The 16,945-nt window shown below is 64.9% G+C and carries 19 protein-coding genes and 1 other RNA gene; 14 read left to right on the forward strand and 6 right to left on the reverse strand.

Annotated features, from left to right (window positions below):
* Position 1: 1 nt before the first annotated feature.
* Entirely contained in the window at positions 2 to 1,234 is a 1,233-nt protein-coding gene (locus tag BMY30_RS03110) for a Do family serine endopeptidase (RefSeq protein ID WP_089710507.1), read from the reverse strand.
* A gap of 101 nt (positions 1,235 to 1,335) precedes the next feature.
* Here BMY30_RS03110 and BMY30_RS03115 point away from each other — a divergent pair, with 101 nt between their 5' ends.
* Positions 1,336 to 2,097 (forward strand): Nif3-like dinuclear metal center hexameric protein, encoded by a 762-nt coding sequence (locus BMY30_RS03115; protein ID WP_089710509.1) that lies wholly within the window; start codon positions 1,336 to 1,338, stop codon positions 2,095 to 2,097.
* Positions 2,098 to 2,124: 27 nt separating this feature from the next.
* Here BMY30_RS03115 and BMY30_RS03120 read toward each other — a convergent pair whose 3' ends face one another.
* Positions 2,125 to 2,568: a Z-ring associated ZapG family protein gene (locus BMY30_RS03120; RefSeq protein ID WP_170840058.1), complete on the reverse strand. Its 444-nt coding sequence runs from the start codon at positions 2,566 to 2,568 to the stop codon at positions 2,125 to 2,127.
* A 197-nt stretch (positions 2,569 to 2,765) separates the two neighbouring features.
* Here BMY30_RS03120 and zapE point away from each other — a divergent pair, with 197 nt between their 5' ends.
* The 8 genes from zapE to BMY30_RS03160 all read left to right on the forward strand — a co-directional run bounded on the left by zapE (position 2,766) and on the right by BMY30_RS03160 (position 9,175).
* Complete coding sequence (gene zapE, locus BMY30_RS03125; RefSeq protein WP_089710513.1) at positions 2,766 to 3,953, forward strand: cell division protein ZapE; 1,188 nt, start codon at positions 2,766 to 2,768, stop codon at positions 3,951 to 3,953.
* Between the two features lie 240 nt (positions 3,954 to 4,193).
* Positions 4,194 to 4,622: a 50S ribosomal protein L13 gene (rplM, locus tag BMY30_RS03130; protein WP_089710516.1), complete on the forward strand. Its 429-nt coding sequence runs from the start codon at positions 4,194 to 4,196 to the stop codon at positions 4,620 to 4,622.
* 13 nt (positions 4,623 to 4,635) lie between these two features.
* Positions 4,636 to 5,025 (forward strand): 30S ribosomal protein S9, encoded by a 390-nt coding sequence (gene rpsI, locus BMY30_RS03135; RefSeq protein ID WP_089710518.1) that lies wholly within the window; start codon positions 4,636 to 4,638, stop codon positions 5,023 to 5,025.
* Positions 5,026 to 5,245: 220 nt separating this feature from the next.
* Positions 5,246 to 5,845, forward strand: coding sequence for a ubiquinol-cytochrome c reductase iron-sulfur subunit (gene petA / locus BMY30_RS03140; RefSeq protein ID WP_089710520.1), 600 nt, complete (start codon positions 5,246 to 5,248; stop codon positions 5,843 to 5,845).
* Positions 5,845 to 7,104: a cytochrome b gene (locus tag BMY30_RS03145; RefSeq protein ID WP_089710522.1), complete on the forward strand. Its 1,260-nt coding sequence runs from the start codon at positions 5,845 to 5,847 to the stop codon at positions 7,102 to 7,104. The genes petA and BMY30_RS03145 overlap by 1 nt, the downstream gene beginning before the upstream one ends.
* Positions 7,104 to 7,871: a cytochrome c1 gene (locus BMY30_RS03150; RefSeq protein WP_089710524.1), complete on the forward strand. Its 768-nt coding sequence runs from the start codon at positions 7,104 to 7,106 to the stop codon at positions 7,869 to 7,871. Before BMY30_RS03145 ends, BMY30_RS03150 begins: the two co-directional genes overlap by 1 nt.
* A gap of 147 nt (positions 7,872 to 8,018) precedes the next feature.
* Positions 8,019 to 8,645 carry a stringent starvation protein SspA gene (sspA, locus tag BMY30_RS03155; RefSeq protein ID WP_089710526.1) on the forward strand — a complete coding sequence of 209 codons (627 nt, stop codon included), beginning with the start codon at positions 8,019 to 8,021 and terminating at the stop codon, positions 8,643 to 8,645.
* A 47-nt stretch (positions 8,646 to 8,692) separates the two neighbouring features.
* The gene (locus tag BMY30_RS03160; RefSeq protein ID WP_089710528.1) at positions 8,693 to 9,175 is read left to right on the forward strand and encodes a ClpXP protease specificity-enhancing factor; all 483 of its coding nucleotides are present in this window, start codon (positions 8,693 to 8,695) and stop codon (positions 9,173 to 9,175) included.
* Positions 9,176 to 9,247: 72 nt separating this feature from the next.
* Here BMY30_RS03160 and BMY30_RS03165 read toward each other — a convergent pair whose 3' ends face one another.
* The 4 genes from BMY30_RS03165 to BMY30_RS03180 are packed head-to-tail and all read right to left on the reverse strand — an operon-like array spanning position 9,248 to position 12,568.
* A complete protein-coding gene (locus BMY30_RS03165) occupies positions 9,248 to 9,826 on the reverse strand; it encodes a BON domain-containing protein (protein ID WP_089710530.1) in 579 nt (192 codons plus the stop codon).
* 5 nt (positions 9,827 to 9,831) lie between these two features.
* Positions 9,832 to 10,425 (reverse strand): phosphoheptose isomerase, encoded by a 594-nt coding sequence (locus BMY30_RS03170; protein WP_089710533.1) that lies wholly within the window; start codon positions 10,423 to 10,425, stop codon positions 9,832 to 9,834.
* A gap of 39 nt (positions 10,426 to 10,464) precedes the next feature.
* A complete protein-coding gene (locus BMY30_RS03175; RefSeq protein ID WP_089710535.1) occupies positions 10,465 to 10,833 on the reverse strand; it encodes a YraN family protein in 369 nt (122 codons plus the stop codon).
* On the reverse strand, positions 10,817 to 12,568 hold the full coding sequence (locus BMY30_RS03180; protein WP_089710536.1) for a penicillin-binding protein activator: 1,752 nt from the start codon (positions 12,566 to 12,568) through the stop codon (positions 10,817 to 10,819). Before BMY30_RS03180 ends, BMY30_RS03175 begins: the two co-directional genes overlap by 17 nt.
* 45 nt (positions 12,569 to 12,613) lie before the next feature.
* Here BMY30_RS03180 and rsmI point away from each other — a divergent pair, with 45 nt between their 5' ends.
* From rsmI to BMY30_RS03205, 5 genes are all read left to right on the forward strand, one after another.
* Positions 12,614 to 13,471 (forward strand): 16S rRNA (cytidine(1402)-2'-O)-methyltransferase, encoded by an 858-nt coding sequence (gene rsmI / locus BMY30_RS03185; RefSeq protein ID WP_089710538.1) that lies wholly within the window; start codon positions 12,614 to 12,616, stop codon positions 13,469 to 13,471.
* A gap of 32 nt (positions 13,472 to 13,503) precedes the next feature.
* Positions 13,504 to 13,868, forward strand: an RNA gene (rnpB, locus tag BMY30_RS03190) — RNase P RNA component class A.
* Between the two features lie 51 nt (positions 13,869 to 13,919).
* The gene (gene rsmH / locus BMY30_RS03195; RefSeq protein ID WP_089710540.1) at positions 13,920 to 14,876 is read left to right on the forward strand and encodes a 16S rRNA (cytosine(1402)-N(4))-methyltransferase RsmH; all 957 of its coding nucleotides are present in this window, start codon (positions 13,920 to 13,922) and stop codon (positions 14,874 to 14,876) included.
* 8 nt (positions 14,877 to 14,884) lie between these two features.
* Complete coding sequence (ftsL, locus tag BMY30_RS03200) at positions 14,885 to 15,211, forward strand: cell division protein FtsL (protein WP_089710542.1); 327 nt, start codon at positions 14,885 to 14,887, stop codon at positions 15,209 to 15,211.
* Positions 15,208 to 16,923: a peptidoglycan D,D-transpeptidase FtsI family protein gene (locus tag BMY30_RS03205; protein WP_089710543.1), complete on the forward strand. Its 1,716-nt coding sequence runs from the start codon at positions 15,208 to 15,210 to the stop codon at positions 16,921 to 16,923. The genes ftsL and BMY30_RS03205 overlap by 4 nt, the downstream gene beginning before the upstream one ends.
* Positions 16,924 to 16,945 lie beyond the last annotated feature (22 nt).

Below are 16,945 nucleotides of genomic sequence, written 5' to 3' on the forward strand. Positions count from 1 at the left end.
CTCAATCCCCGACGGGTCGACGCGGCTCCGGAGTCGGGCGCTCGCCTAGCTCGATGGTGATCTCCCTGCGCTCGCCGCCACGAACCACCGTGAGCGGCAGGCGGGTGCCGGGCGCCATCGCGGCGATGTCGCTCATGGTGCGCCGGGGGTCGAGCACCGGCCGGCCGTCTACCTCCAGCAGCACATCGCCGGGTTGCAGGCCCGCACGGTCGGCAGGGCCGCCCGGCACTACACCGGCGATGATCACGCCAGAAGGGGTCTGCAGGCCGAAGGAGGCGGCGAGCTCCTGGTTGAGCTCCTGGGCTTCGACGCCCATCCAGCCGCGGATGACACGCCCGTGGGTGACCAGCTCCTCGAGGATGTTGCGGGCCAGGTTGGCGGGGATTGCGAAGCCGATGCCCTGGGAGCCACCGGAGCGCGAGAAGATGGCGGTGTTGATGCCGACCAGGGCGCCCTCGGCGTTGACCAGTGCTCCCCCCGAATTGCCGGGGTTGATGGCAGCATCGGTCTGGATGAAATCCTCGTAGGCATTGAGCCCTAGGTGGCTGCGCCCTGTGGCGCTGATGATGCCCATGGTCACCGTCTGGCCGACGCCGAAGGGGTTGCCGATGGCCAGCGCGATGTCACCCACGGCGACCCGAGTGGTATCGGTCAATTCCATTACCGGCAGCGACTCGAGCTCGATACGCAGGACGGCAAGATCGCTCTCGGGGTCGGTGCCGATCACCTCGGCCAGGGTCTCGCGACCGTCACGCAGGGCGACCTGAATCTGGTCGGCCCCGCGGATCACGTGGTGATTGGTCAGCACGTAGCCATCATCACTGACGATGACCCCGGAGCCGAGGCTCGAGAGCATGCGCTGGCGGCTGGGCAGATTGTCACCGAAGAACTGGCGAAAGAAGGGGTCCGACATGAGCGGATGTTCTTCCCGCTCGACCACCCGGCTGGAGTAGATGTTGACCACCGCCGGCGCGGCGCGCTCCACCGCCTGCGCATAGCTGGTACGCCCCTGCTGGCGAGTGAGGGGCTCGGCCTGACGCACCTCCGGCGCTTCGCGAGCCTGGGTCTCACGTGACCGGGTCTCGTCGTCGGAGGGCACCAGCGCGGGAGTGGAAGGAGGGGCCGGCGGCGATGCCGGCCGGCCGATCAGCTGAGGGAAGGCATTGAGCAGCACGATGGCCGCCAGCACGCCGATGAGCACAGGCCAGAGATAGGGAAGCAGGGTGCGTCGCATGCAGCGGGGTCCTTGTCGGCGGTGCTGGGTCGCGGGTTATCCTCCCGCTGTTACACTGGGTGGATTGTAACATTACCCACCCGACCGCGCCCGGAGGCTGCATGACGAATCGTGACGACCTGGTCGCCACCTGCGACCGACTGCTGGAGCCAGAACGCTTCAAGGACTACACCGTGAATGGCCTGCAGGTGTCCGGCACCGAACGAGTCTCGCGGGTCATGACCGGGGTGACCGCCTGCCAGGCATTGCTCGACGAGGCCGTGGACTGGCAGGCCGATCTCGTGTTGGTGCATCACGGTTATTTCTGGAAGAACGAGCCGGTCACCATCACCGGCATCAAGCGCCGTCGCCTGGCGACACTGCTGGCCTACGACATCAATTTGCTGGCTTACCATCTGCCGCTGGATGCCCATCGCGAGCTCGGCAACAACGCCGAACTCGGCCGCCGGTTGGGCTTCAGCGTCACGGGCTGTGCGGATGGCGAACTCGGCGAGGGACTGGTGTGGCTGGGCGAGCCTCGGCCGGGCCTCGACGCCGCGGCTCTGACCCGTGATGTCGAAGCGTGCCTGGGGCGCGAACCGCTATTGATCGAGGCTCCGGGCGTCAGCGAGATCCGCCGAGTTGCGTGGTGCACCGGTGGGGCTCAGGACATGGTCATCCAGGCTTGGGAAGCCGGGGCCGATGCCTTCATCTCCGGAGAGATCTCCGAGCGTACCACCCACCTGGCGCGCGAGATGGGCATCCACTACTTCGCAGCGGGCCACCACGCGACCGAGCGCTACGGGGTCCAGGCCCTCGGCGAGCGGCTTGCGGCCGAGTTCGATGTGGAGCACCGCTTCGTCGACATTGATAACCCGGCCTGAGCGTCAGGCCTGTGCCTCGAGCGGGTGTCAGTGGCGAGGGGGCTGGGGCCTAGCGGCGTCTTCGTCGTTCTTGAAGCCGAAGTCTTCGGAGAGGGTGCCGTGATCGCCGTCGGCGTAATCCCGGGGCACGGCGGGCCCCGCCTCGGTCGCGGCGGGTTCAGGGACGACGGCCTCCATGGCCTGGCGCTTCAGCGAGCGGGAGCCAAGTCGATCCCTGGCCTCCTCGGCCTCCTGTTCGAGGTCCTGGCTCTCCCGGTGCAGGTTCTCGGCCAGCCGAGCGATACGCTCGAGGCTGTCGCCCATGCCGTCCTTGAACTCCGCCAGTTCACGCTCGCGCTCGGCGAGTCGCTGGCGAAGGTGCTGGGCGTCCCCGGCCCTGGCATTGAGCAGGTGGTAGCCCAGTGCTCCGATACCGATGCCGGCCAGCAGGCAGGCGATGGCCAGCACCCAGTTGATGGTGGTCTCGTCCACGTGTGCTTTCTCCCTGAAGCGTTGGGCGACATGCCGTACGGTGTGAAGTGTCGTCATCTGGCCGGACTCGATCCGGCCCCCATTATAGGGGCGACGCGGTGCGCCGGGTCAACGCGGCGGCCGGCGATGCCAACTGTGGTCGGGATTGCGTATAATCCCTTCCCGAATGTCCCGAGTACAGGCCCTCAGGAATCCCCATGAGCGAGACGCACTCTCCCAAGGCTTTCCCGGGCGCGCGGCAGCCCGAGACGCCGATGAGCCGCTACCGGAAGGATCTCGAGCGCAACGGTTTCCAGCCTGATGCCGCCCAGGAACAGGCCGTGAAGCACCTGCAGCGTCTCTACGATGAGCTGGTGACCACACCCCCTTCTCGAGTAGTGCCGCCGAAGCGCAATGGTGGCCTCAAGTCACGGATGGCAGGCCTGTTCGGCCGGCGCGATCGCGAGGAAACCGAGCCTGCGCTGCCCGCAATCCACGGGCTCTACTTATGGGGCGGAGTGGGTCGCGGCAAGACCTATCTCATGGATACCTTCTTCGAGACGCTGCCCTTTCCCGAGAAGATGCGCACCCATTTCCACCGCTTCATGCAGCGGGTGCACAATGAACTCGAGCATTACAAGGGGGAGCGCAACCCGCTGACGCTGATCGCTGCCAAGTTTGCGGCCGAGACACGGGTCATCTGCTTCGACGAGTTCTTCGTCAAGGACATCACCGATGCGATGATCCTGGCCAACCTGCTCGAGTCGCTCTTCGCTCACGGCGTAGTGCTGGTGGCAACCTCGAACATCGTCCCCGGGGAGCTCTACAAGGATGGACTGCAGCGGGTTCGCTTCCTGCCGGCCATTGAGCTGCTCGAGCGTCACTGCGAGGTGGTCAACGTGGATTCGGGGGTCGACTACCGCCTGCGCGCCCTGGAGCGTGCTGAAATCTTCCATGCCCCCCTGGACGACGAGGCCGAGGCAGAGCTGGCCCGCAGCTTTCGTGAGATCGCCGGCCACGAGGGTGAGGCGGGGGCGCCGATCGAGATCAACCATCGAGTGCTCCATGCCCGCCGATTGCATGACGACGTGGTATGGTTCGAGTTCACCGAGCTTTGCGACGGACCCCGCAGCCAGAACGACCACATCGAACTGGCCCGCGAGTTCCACAGCGTGCTGGTCTCCAACGTCACGCGCATGGGGGCCAACCAGGACGATCAGGCGAGGCGCTTCATCAACATGGTCGACGAGTTCTACGACCGCGGCGTCAAGCTGCTGATGTCCGCCGAGGTGCCGGCCGATCAGCTCTATCGCGACGGCCGCCTGGAGTTCGAGTTCCAGCGCACCCTCTCGCGTCTCCAGGAAATGCAGTCCCACGACTATCTGGCCCTGCCTCACAAGCCTTGACCGGCATTGCCAGGGCTTCCTTGACTATAGCGAGGGGAGCCGGTGGCTTTGTCGCCGAGTCAGCTTCGAGCGATAACCATGCTGGCGTTGCCATGTCGATGGCGGGTCGTGTAGAATTCGCGCGCTCTACCCGTTGCCTGCCTCCAGCCTTTGTTGTTGGCTTGCAACCAAGAAAAATAGGGATGGTTCCATGCCGGATGCCCGGCGGCAGAACCCAACACATCAATTGGTGATTCATCCATGAAGACGTTCACTGCCAAACCGCAGTCCGTCCAGCGCGACTGGTTCGTCGTCGATGCTGCGGACAAGACGCTCGGTCGCCTGGCCACCGAGATCGCTCGTCGCTTGCGCGGCAAGCACAAGCCGGAATACACCCCGCACGTGGATACCGGTGATTACATCGTCGTGATCAACGCGGAGAAGGTCCAGGTCACCGGCAACAAGGCCAGTGCCAAGACCTACTACCGCCACACCGGTTACCCGGGTGGCCTGCGCTCCATGAATTTCGAGAAGATGATCGCCCACGCACCGGAGCGTGTCATCGAGTCCGCCGTCAAGGGCATGCTGCCGAAGGGTCCTCTGGGTCGTGCCATGTACTCGAAGCTCAAGGTCTACGCCGGCACCGAGCATCCGCATGCTGCCCAGCAGCCGCAAGCACTGAACCTCTGAGGGAGTCTTCGCCATGACACAGCAGTATTACGGTACCGGGCGCCGCAAGACCTCTACCGCCCGCGTCTTCATGAAGCCGGGCACCGGCAAGATCACCGTCAACAGCCGTGAGCTGGACCAGTATTTCGGCCGGGTCACCGGTCGCATGGTGGTTCGTCAGCCGCTCGAACTGACCGAGACTCTCGGTCAGTTCGACGTCTACGTCACCGTCAAGGGCGGTGGCGGTTCGGCTCAGGCTGGCGCCATCCGTCACGGCATCACGCGTGCCCTGTTGGACTACAATGAGGACTTCCGCGGCCAGCTGCGCGAAGCGGGCTACGTCACTCGTGACGCCCGCCAGGTCGAGCGCAAGAAGATCGGCCTGCGCAAGGCGCGTCGCCGCCCGCAGTTCTCCAAGCGCTGATACGCCTCGTATTGCCGCATGAAAACGCCCGGGTCCAGTGACCTGGGCGTTTTTTGTTCCGGATCAAGAATTTGTCGCCAGGGTTTTCCGTTTGTTCAGGGAACCTTTCCTTGTGCGGGGCGACACGATTTTTTACCATAGATCGCATTTGGTATCCGTGGTCGCGGGGGGGTCACTGTCCGTGATGGAACAACGGGTAAGCTGATGGGAGAAACCAGAAATGGCAGATAACGGCGTAAACAAGGGTCGGCGCCGTTTCCTCGTAGGTGCCACCACCGTCGTGGGTGCGGTGGGTGCTGTCGGGGTTGCGGTTCCCTTTGTGGCTTCCTGGCAGCCTAGTGCCAGGGCAAGAGCGGCGGGTGCTCCCGTCCAGGCTGACGTGTCGAAGCTCGAGCCCGGTCAGCGCATGACCGTCGAGTGGCGCGGTAAACCGGTATGGATCATCAACCGCACGCCGGAGATGATCGAGCGGACGCGTAATTTCTCCGAGGACCGCCTCGCGGATCCCTCCTCCATGGTGCCGCAGCAGCCGAGTTACGTCTCCGGTGAGATGCGCTCGATCAAGCCGGAAATCGGGGTGCTCATCGGCATCTGCACTCATCTGGGCTGCTCACCGCTCTATCGCCCTGAGCCCGATGCCGAGGGCGTAGGAACCGACGACTGGCCGGGCGGCTTCTTCTGTCCCTGCCACGGCTCGCGCTTCGATCTGGCCGGGCGCGTATTCGTCAACGTGCCGGCACCGACCAATCTCGAAGTGCCACCTTACCGCTTCGACAGCGATGTGCTGATCACGGTCGGCGAAGATGAGGAGACTGCCTGATGGGTAATCCTAACAAAGTCAAGGCGGAGCGCGGCTTTATGCGCTGGGTCGATGACCGCTTCCCGGCCACCCAGATGTGGCAGGACCACATGGCGAAGTACTATGCGCCGAAGAACTTCAACTTCTGGTACTTCTTCGGTTCACTGGCGTTGCTGATGCTGGTCAACCAGATCCTCACAGGGGTCTGGTTGACCATGAGCTACAACCCCTCTGCCGAGGGCGCCTTTGCTTCGGTCGAGTACATCATGCGCGATGTGGAGTGGGGCTGGCTGATCCGCTACATGCACTCCACTGGCGCCACGGCCTTCTTCGCAGTCGTCTACCTGCACATGTTCCGCGGACTGCTCTATGGTTCCTACAAGGCGCCTCGCGAGCTGGTGTGGATCTTCGGCATGGCCATCTACCTGGCGCTGATGGCCGAGGCCTTCATGGGCTATCTGCTGCCCTGGGGCCAGATGTCCTATTGGGGTGCCCAGGTCATCATCTCGCTGTTCTCGGCGATCCCGGTGATCGGTCCCGACCTGACCCAGTGGATTCGCGGTGACTTCCTGATCTCCGGTATCACCCTCAACCGTTTCTTCGCCCTGCATGTGGTCGCGTTGCCGATCGTCATCCTGGCGCTGGTGGTGCTGCACATCATCGCCCTGCACGAGGTCGGCTCCAACAACCCTGACGGTATCGACATCAAGAAGAAGAAGGACGAATCCGGTAAGCCGCTGGACGGCATTCCCTTCCATCCTTACTACACGGTGAAGGACCTCGTCGGCGTGGCGGTGTTCCTGTTCGTCTTCTGCGTGGTGATCTTCTACTTCCCCGAGGGTGGCGGCTATTTCCTCGAGAAGCCTAACTTCCAGCCGGCTGACCCGCTGACGACGCCCGATCATATCGCCCCGGTCTGGTACTTCACGCCCTTCTACGCGATCCTGCGCGCGATCACCTTCTCGCTGTTCGGCCTCGACGCCAAGTTTCTCGGCGTGATCTTCATGGGCGCGGCCATCGCAGTGCTCTTCGTGCTGCCCTGGCTCGACCGCAGTCCGGTGCGCTCTATGCGTTACAAGGGCTGGATGTCCAAGGTGATGCTGACGCTTTTCGCGATCAGCTTCTTGATCCTGGGCGTGCTCGGGGTATTGCCGGTCACCGAGGGGCGTACCCTGCTGTCCCAGGTGTGCACCGTCATCTACTTCGCCTTCTTCCTGCTGATGCCGTTCTATACCCGGCTGGAGAAGACCAAACCCGTTCCGGAAAGGGTGACTGGCTAATGAAAAAGCAACTGTTCGCACTGCTCTTCGCGCTGGTGCCCGTCACGGCGATGGCCGCCCCAGCCGCAGACGTGCCGTACTCCATGGAGCCCGACCTCCACGACAAGGCGTCCCTGCAGAACGGCATGAAACTCTATGTCAACTACTGCATGGGGTGCCACTCGCTGGAGCACCAGCGGTTCGCGCGTGCTGCCGAAGACCTGGACATGCCTCAGGACCTGGTGGAAGAGAACCTGATCTTCTCCCCCGAGTTGGGCTTCAACGACCAGATGCATATCGCCATGAACGAGGAAGACGGTGCGACTTGGTTCGGAGTAGCACCGCCCGACCTGACCCTCGAATCGCGTGTGCGCAGCCCCTCCTGGATCTACTCCTACCTGCTGAGCTTCTACAAGGATCCCAGCACCGGCACCGGCGTCAACAATGCGGTCTTCCCATTGGTGGCCATGCCCAACGTGCTGGAACCGCTGCAGGGGGTGCAGGAGAAGGTGTGCGCCGCGACGGATAAACCGGTCGAGGGGGCCGAGCTCGATCCCCTGACCGGGAAGTACCAGTCCTGCGAGACGCTGCAGGTCACCCAGCCTGGCGAGATGGAGCCGGAGGAGTTCGAGGCAGCGGTCTACGACCTCACCAACTTCCTCGCCTACGCGGGGGAGCCGTCCAAGCTGCAGGCCCAGTCGCTGGGGCCGAAGGTGTTGATCTTCATCTTCATCTTCGGGGTCATCTCCTACCTGCTCAAGCGTGAGTACTGGCGCGACGTTCACTGAACCGTCATCGACGGACATCCACGGGGGCGCATGGTCGATGGCCATGCGCCCCTCGTGGTCTTTGCCCGATATCGGGCAACACGATGCCCCTCAAGGCGGGGGCGGTCGTGTTATCATCCCGGCACGAACTGATGCGAGGATTGTTACATGGGTGTAGTGGCCAAGCGGTCGTCGATGATCTTCTATTCCGGAGGGGATGACCATTTCAGTCATCGTGTGCGAATCGTGCTCGCCGAAAAGGGCGTTGCCGTCGATATCGTCGAGGTGACCGACGAGCAGCACCCCGAGGAACTCGCCGACCTCAACCCCTACAATAGCGTGCCCACGTTGCTCGACCGCGACCTGGTGCTCTACGAGTCCAAGGTGATGATGGAGTACCTTGACGAGCGTTTCCCGCATCCGCCGCTGTTGCCTGTCTATCCCGTGGCGCGTGCCAAGAGCCGCCTGTGGATGCATCGCATCGAGCGCGAATGGTGTCCGCTGGTCGATCAGATACAGAGTGGCGCGAAGAAAGACGTCGAGAAGGCGCGCAAGGAATTGCGCGAAAGCCTGGTCGGCATCTCGCCGATCTTCGAGGACATGCCCTATTTCATGAGCGAGGAGTTTACCCTGGTGGACTGCTGCCTGGCCCCGATCCTCTGGCGCCTGCCGGCACTGGGCATAGAGCTGCCCGAGAAGCAGGTCAAGCCCTTGATGAGCTACATGGAGCGCCTGTTCGACCGTGATGGCTTCAAGGCGGCGCTCAGTGAGAGCGAACGCGAGATGCGCCCCTGAATTTCGACCCGGCGATGACCGGGTCCTCGACCCAGGAGGGCCAAGTGATGCAATCGAGCCGCCCCTATATTGCCAGGGCCCTTTACCAGTGGCTGCTGGACAATGACCTGACCCCCTACATCGTCGTCGATGCCGAGCAGGCGGGGGTCGAGGTTCCCCGCCAGTTCGTCCAGAATGGCCAGATCGTGCTCAATCTGGCGCCCACCGCCGTGCGTGACTTCAGCATGGAGAACGAAGCGGTAAGCTTTTCGGCGCGTTTCGGTGGTCGACCCATGCAGGTGATGGTGCCCATCGAGGCGCTGATCGCGATCTATGCCCGGGAAAATGGCGTGGGCATGGTGTTCGGTCATGAGCCGGTGATACCGGCCGAAGCGACCGAGGCAGAGGAGAAGGGGCCTCGGCTCAATGAAGTGGATAACGCCGGTGATAGCGCTGATGACCACTCGCAGCAAGAGGTGACTCAGGAAGAGCATCAGGGTGACGAGGCGCCGCCGCGTAAGGGGCGCCCCTCGCTGCGGGTCATCAAGTGATCCAGGAATCGCTTATCCGGACGCGAAACGGCAGGCCACAGGCCTGCCGTTCGCATTCTGCAAGGGCGGTCGTCAGTCCAGGTAGTCGAAGACCTTGACGATACGCTGCATGCCGCCAACGTTGGAAACGGCCTGGACGATGCGTTCCGCTTCGCTGCGGGTGACGATGCCCATCAGGTAGACGCTGTTGTTCTCGACAACCACCCGGATGCGACCGGAGTCGATCTCCTCGTTGGCCGCGAGGCTGGTGCGGATGCGGGTCCTCAGCCAGGTATCGGAGAGCCGCTGGCTCGCCGGCAGGTTGGCGGCAATGGCGAGCTCGTTGTGCACCTCGCGGACGTTACGCACCTTGCCGGCCACCTCTTCGGCCCTTGCCTTGAGCTCCTCGCTGGGTACCTGGCCGGTGAGCAGCACGACGCCGTTGAAGCTGTCGACATTGATGCGGGCATCGCTCAGCCGTGCATCGGTGCGGCCGAGGTTGTGGCCAACCTTGGTCTCGATGCTCTCGTCCTCGACCTGGGCGCCCAGGGTGCGTTCGCCGTAGTTTTCGTCGATGGTGCCGGGGGTGGTGATGCCGGTCACGGTGGTGCAGCTGGCTAAGCCGATGCCGAGGGTGAGCAGCAGAGGGGTGAGAAGGGATTTCCTGGTCATGGGGATCACTCGCTAGCACCGAAGAGTTGTTCGTCGATCAGGTCGCACAGGCAATGGATCGCCAGCAGGTGGACCTCCTGGATGCGTGCCGTGGACGTCGCCGGCACTCGGATCTCGCAGTCGTCCTGGCCCAATAACGAGGCCATGTCGCCGCCGTCCCGGCCGGTCAAGGCCACCACCGTCATGTCACGGTCATGGGCGGCCTGGATGGCCTGGATGACGTTGGCGGAATTGCCGCTGGTGGAGATCGCCAGCAGGATGTCGCCAGGCTGCCCCAGAGCACGAATCTGCTTGGAGAAGACCTCGTTGTAGCTGTAGTCATTGGCGATCGATGTCAGGGTCGAAGTGTCGGTGGTCAGGGCCAGGGCCGGCAGACTGGGACGCTCCCGCTCGAAGCGGTTGAGCAGCTCCGAGGAGAAATGCTGGCTGTCCCCGGCGCTGCCGCCGTTGCCACAGGCCAGGATCTTGCCCTCGTTGACCAGGCACTGGACCATCATCTGGCTGGCTACCTCGATGAAGGGCGGCAGCACCTCACTGGCATAGGTCTTGGTATCGATGCTGGCATTGAAGTGGCCGAGAATGCGCTGCTGGAAATCCATGCGGGGTTCCTGGTCCTTTTCGCTGAGGGGCTTGACCGGTCAAAACGCTTCGAAGGCACCCGCCACCCATTCGATCTCGAAATCGGGGGGCGTGCCGGTCACGGCCAGCACATCGAAGCGGCAGGGACATGATAGCCCGTTGCGCTGGAGATAAAAACGCGCTGCACGGATCAGGCGGCGCTGCTTCGTGGCGTTGACCGTCTCCAGTGGGTGCCCGTGCCGGCAGTCGGCACGGTGGCGGACCTCGACGAACACCAGTACCTCACCATCGCGCATCACCAGATCGATCTCGCCGCCCTTGGCATGCTGGTTGCTGGCCTCGAGGGAGAGGCCGCGTGCCATCAGCCAGCGTGCTGCAAACTGCTCGATAGCGCCACCGCGGGCGCGGGCGTCACCGGGCCCGGTCATCGCCGAATACGCCCCGCGTCAGCACGGGCTGAGGGACGCCGTTGACGAAGCGTGCCCAGGGCAGGCGGCGCTGGATCCGGCCATCGTCGCCGGGGGTAAGGGTGCCGGTGGCGCCGAGCAGCTCGATGCCGCTGATGGCCTGCAGCTGCGGCAAGCGCCGGGCCAGCTCGTAGGCATCAACGCCCATGGCCATCAGCCGGAACATGGCGGAATCGGACTCCTCGCGCAGCTGGCGATAGCTCTCCAGGAAGGGCAGGGCCTCGACGCCGCCCACGGCTGCATCGGGGATCTGCCACGGGATATCGGAGAACAGCACGTCGTCCAGGTCGTGGTCCAGGCGGGGCTGCAGGCGTCCTTCGAAGAGGTGGGACGTCGCATAGATCGGCAGGCCGCCACTGTAGTAGTAGTCCAGCGTCGGCGGTACCTGGCGGGCGTACTCCGGAAGAGCCATCAGGAACAGCATGTCCGGCTGGGGGTTGGTCACGGCTCGACGTGCGCTCTCGGTGGCTGAGGCCTCGGGGTTGTAACGTACCGCATTGGCGATTTCGCCCCCGAGGTCGCGCCAGGCGTTCCAGAAAGCCTCGCCGACGCGGCGTCCCCAGTCGTTGTCCGGGACCAGCAGCGAGGCGAGGCGGTGACCGTCGACCCAGGCACGGTGCGCGGCCTGCAGGGCCTCGTCCTCGGCGGAGAGGCCATATTGGAAGAGTCCCAAGGCCCGGTTGCGTTCCCCGCGACCGTAGTTGAGTGCCAGAGTCGGCAGTGGCACACGCTCACGCTGTTCGAGCCGGCTGACGGCGTCCTTGTCCAGTGGACCGATCACCACCTGGGCGCCGCGGTCGGCGGCCGTCCGGTAGAGTGTCTCCATGTCGCTCTGGCTGCTGTCGAAAAAGCTCAGGCGAGCACCACGGTCGGCGCTCTCTTGATGCTGGGTACGGATGCCCTCGCGGATCGCCTCGGCAATGCCAGCGAGTGGTCCGGACTCGGGCAGGAAGACCGCGATATGATCGACTTCCTGGCCGCGCAGTTCACTCAGGGCGGTGATCTCGCCGGGCAGGCGACGGGCTGCCGGATGACCGCGATGGCGCTCGCGCCACTCATCCAGGCGCGCGAAGAGCCGCTGGATGTCGCTGCCGCTGGAGCGCACAACTTGTGCCAGGGTAACCCAGCCACGGGTCAGGTCTTTGCCCTCTTCACGCAGGGTGGAGAGCGAGCCATCGTCAAGTCGCGAGAGCTGATCCCAGATCGGATCGTTGAGGTCCTCACGCTCGGTCTCGGCCTGGACGCGAATCAGGGCCCGGGCGGCCGCGAGGGGCTCGTCGACCTCTGCCAGCGCCATGCCCAGGCGTTCACGCAGGCTCAGGGACGCCTCGCGAGGCAGTTCTACCTCGTCTAGCAGCTGTCCGGCCTGGATCACCGCCCAAGGCTCCCCCATGGATTCGCCCAGCTCCGAGAGCAGCAGGGCCCAGCGCGTTAGTGCCTGGCGCTCCAACTGGCTGTCGTCGACTTCCTTGGCAACCTCGAGTGCCTGGGTGCGGTTTCCCTGGCGTGCTAGGATGTCGGCCGCCTCCAGGCGTGATAGTGCGGCTTGGGCGGGTGCCTGTTGTTCGGCCTGTTGCAGCAGGCGCTGTGGGTCGTCGTCGGCCTGCCGCTCGACGATGCTCGGCTGGAAGCTGCAGCCCGCAAGCAGCAGCGCGGTGAGGGCGGCAGCCAGAGGGCCGCGAAACGAGATCTTCATGAATCCTTCCTTGTCCCCATTTCCGAGAGCCCCCAGGGAGCCGAGATGTCCGATACGCCTGCCGGTTCATTGTACGTGGTTGCCACACCGATTGGGAATCTGGACGACCTGAGCCCTCGGGCCGCAAGGGTGCTGGGGGAGGTGGCAGTGATCGCCGCCGAGGATACCCGCCACAGCGGCCGCCTGCTGCGCCACCTGGGCCTATCCCGGCCGATGCTCTCGCTCCATGAACACAACGAGGCTGCGCGGGTCGATCAGCTCGATGCACGCCTCGTCGCCGGACAGGATGTTGCCCTGGTCTCTGATGCCGGCACGCCGCTGATCAGCGACCCCGGCTTCGTGCTGGTGCGCGAGCTACGGGCCCGTGGGCGTCGCATCGTGCCGGTCCCGGGGCCTTGCGCCTTGGTAGCGGCACTGTCGGCGGCGGGGCTACCCACCGACCGTTTTCTCTTCCAGGGTTTCCTGCCGGCGAAGGGAGGTGCCCGGCGGGAGCGGTTGGAGGCGCTGGCGGCCCGCGAGGAGACCCTGGTGTTCTACGAGTCTCCGCATCGTATCCGGGACACCCTGGCAGATCTGGCCACCACCCTGGGGGAGCGCCGAGTCGTGCTGGCCCGTGAGCTGACCAAGGCCTTCGAGACCTTTCTCGACGGCAGTGCCGACGAGCTGCTTGCCCGCATGGAGGAGGACTCGGACCAGGCCCGTGGCGAGTTCGTGGTGATGGTGGCCGGGGCAGCCCCGCGGGGCGACGCCGAGTCATCGGCGGTGGAGGCCGATGTATTGCTCTCGGCCCTGCTCGCCGAGGGGGTCGGGGTCAAGCAGGCGGCCGCCGTGGCCGCACGGGTGCTGGGTGGTGCCAAGAAGGTCTGGTATGGCCGGCTCCAGGCGCTCAAGGACGGGCATTGAGGCGGGGAGAGGGCGCTGGTATCCTTGCCCCGGGAGTTGGCCAGACAGTCGCCGCCGCCCCGGCCCTCGTGCCGGAGCGGGGGAGGAAAGTCCGGGCTCCACAGGGCAGAGTGCCAGGTAATGCCTGGGCGGCGTGAGCCGACGGAAAGTGCAGCAGAGAGCAGACCGCCTACGTCTCCTTCGGGAGGCCGGCAAGGGTGAAAGGGTGCGGTAAGAGCGCACCGCGCGCCTGGCAACAGTGCGTGGCACGGTAAACCCCACTCGGAGCAAGACCAAATAGGAACCTCATGACGTGGCCCGCGTCGGGTTCGGGTAGGTTGCTTGAGGGTCCTGGTGACAGGGCCCCTAGAGGAATGACTGTCCACGACAGAACCCGGCTTATCGGCCGACTCCCTTTCCGAACATCGCCGTTGCACACGCCCCCTCAGCCCCCTCGAACGAGAGCCACATGCCGACATTCGCCCCTGAACAGCCGGCCCGCGGCTTTCGCCATGCCAGCGTGCTGCTCGATGGTGCCGTGGAGGTGCTGGTCCACGACCCCGATGGCGCGTATCTGGACGGCACCTTCGGCCGTGGTGGTCATTCGCGCGCCATCCTCGAACGGCTGGCGCCGCAGGGTGGCGTGCTGGCCATCGATCGCGATCCCCAGGCCGTCGCCGAGGCATCGGCCATCGATGACCCCCGATTTACCATCGAGCAGGGCGAGTTCGCCCGACTCGACGAGATTGCTGATCGCCACGGACTGCATGGCCGGCTGGCCGGCATACTGCTCGATGTGGGGGTCTCGTCGCCCCAGCTCGACGACCCTGAGCGGGGGTTCAGCTTCCTGCGCGATGGCCCCCTGGACATGCGCATGGACCCTTCCCGCGGCGAGAGCGCCGCGGGCTTCCTGGCACGGGCCAGTGAGGGCAAGATCGCCGGTGTCTTCAAGGCCTATGGTGAAGAGCGCTTCGCCAGACGGCTGGCGCGGGCCATCGTGGCGCGCCGACTCGAGCGGCCCTTCGAACGCACCGCAGATCTCGCCGAGGTGGTCAAGACGGCCCATCCCGCTTGGGAGAAGGGCAAGCATCCGGCAACCCGGGTCTTCCAGGCCCTGCGCATCCAGGTCAACGGTGAACTGGAACAGCTCGATGCCGCCCTCGAGGCGGCACTGGAAGCCCTGGCCCCGGGCGGCCACCTGGTGGTGATCAGCTTCCATTCGCTGGAAGACCGCCGGGTCAAGCGTTTCATTCGTGACCACGTGCGCGGCGATACCGACCTTCCCCGCGGCATGCCGATCCGCGACGACCAGTTGAAGCGACGGCTGGAGTCGCTGGGCAAGGCGCGCCGTCCCTCCGCCGAAGAGGTGCAGGAGAACCCTCGTGCACGCAGTGCGGTAATGCGTGTGGCGCGCAAGCGATACTGAGGTCGGACATGACACCGGGACGATCCACGGCAATTTCCTCGTTTGGCTGGCCCCTTCGCTTGGGGATATCACCGCGGCTGCTGCTGGTCGTCCTGCTGCTGGCAGCTTGCCTGGGATCGGCCCTGGCGGTGATCGCAGCGAGTCACCTGACCCGTGACCAGTATGCTCGCCTGCAGCAGCTCGAGCGCGAGCAGCAGCAACTGCAGACCGAATGGGGGCAACTGCTGCTCGAGGAGAGCGCCTGGTCCTCGCCTGCCCGCATCGAGCGTTTGGCCCAGGAGCGCCTGGAGATGCGTCTGCCCGCCATCGACGAGGTCGAGGTCATCCGACCATGAGCGTCGACGCCCGTAGCGGCGTGTCGCCGCGGCGTCCGCCGCCCATGGCCCCCATGGGTCGGCTGCGCTATGCCCTGATGATGACGCTGGTGCTGGTGGGGCTCGCGCTGCTGGTCGGTCGCATCGTCGATCTGCATGTCTTCGCCCGCCCCTTCCTGCAGGGCCAGGGCGATGCCCGCACCCTGCGCACTGATACCATTCCCGCCCATCGCGGCATGATCACCGACCGCCATGGCGAACCGCTGGCCATCTCGACCCCGGTGGTGACCCTCTGGGCCAATCCCCAGGACCTGCCGGTCGACGACATCCAGCGCCTGATGTTGGCCAGGGCCCTGGGCCAGGAACTCGATGCTCTCAACGAGCGCATTGCGCGCTATGCCGAGCACGAGTTCATGTATCTTCGCCGCCGCATGACACCGGAGGCGGCCCAGCGAGTGCTGGATCTGCGCATTCCCGGCGTGCATGCCCGGGAGGAGTATAAGCGCTACTACCCGGCGGGAGAGGTGACTGCCCAACTGCTGGGAGTGACCAATATCGACGATGTCGGCCAGGAAGGCCTGGAACTCGCCTACCAGTCCCATCTCGCCGGCGTGCCCGGCAAGCGCCGGGTGCTCAAGGATCGTCGTGGGCGCCTGGTGCGTGACCTGGCGGTGCTGCAGGAGGCCCAGCCGGGAGGGGATCTGACCCTGGCACTGGATCAGCGCCTCCAGTACATGGCCTATCGCGAGCTCAAGGCGGCGGTGGCCGAGCATGATGCCGACGGCGGCATCGTGGTGATGCTGGATGCCCACAGCGGCGAGGTGCTGGCCATGGCCAACCAGCCCTCTTATAACCCAAATGACCGGGCCGGACTCGATCCTCAGGGGCTGCGCAATCGAGCTATCGTCGATGTCTTCGAGCCGGGATCGGTGGTCAAGCCGCTGGCCATGGCGGCGATCATGGAGAGCGGCCAGTTCGACAAGGACATCGTGGTCGACACCTCGCCGGGCTGGATGCGCATCGACCGCTTCACCATCAAGGACATTCGCAACTACGGCGAACTCAACCTGGCCGGCATCCTCGAGAAATCCTCCAATATCGGCATGTCCAAGCTGGTGCTGCAACTCGACGAGCCGCTGGTCCCCGAGATCTATCGGCGGCTGGGCTTCGACCAGGCCCCGGGTACCGGCTTCCCCGGCGAGTCCGGGGGCAGCCTGCCGGCCCCCGTGCGCTGGTCGAGCAGCCAGTGGGCCGCCCTCTCCTACGGTTATGGCCTCTCGGTCTCGGCGCTGCAGCTGGCAAGCGCCTATACGGCACTCGCCAATGATGGTGTGCGATTACCGCCTTCGCTGCTCAGGCTGCCTGAACCTCCTGTGGGCAATCCTGCCATCACACCCGGTGTGGCCCATGACCTGCTGCGCATCATGGAGGAATCGGTGCAGCCCGGGACCGGTGGCCGCCGAGCTGGCGTCCCCGGTTACCGGGTCGCCGGCAAGACCGGCACGGTACGCAAGAGCTCGGCCAGCGGCTACGAAGAAAATGCCTATCGCAGCCTCTTCGTCGGTATCGCTCCTGTCTCGGACCCGCGGATCGTCACCGTGGTGATGATCGATCATCCGCGGGGCGACAGCTATTATGGCGGGGCGGTGGCGGCGCCGGTCTTCTCGCGGGTGGCTGGCAATGCCCTGCGCCTGCTGGATGTGCCACCTGACGCCCGGGAGCCGGAATCATGAGCGAGCCTTGGAGAGAAAATGC

This window comes from Halomonas daqiaonensis (assembly GCF_900109725.1).
In the GTDB taxonomy this organism is placed as follows: domain Bacteria; phylum Pseudomonadota; class Gammaproteobacteria; order Pseudomonadales; family Halomonadaceae; genus Halomonas; species Halomonas daqiaonensis.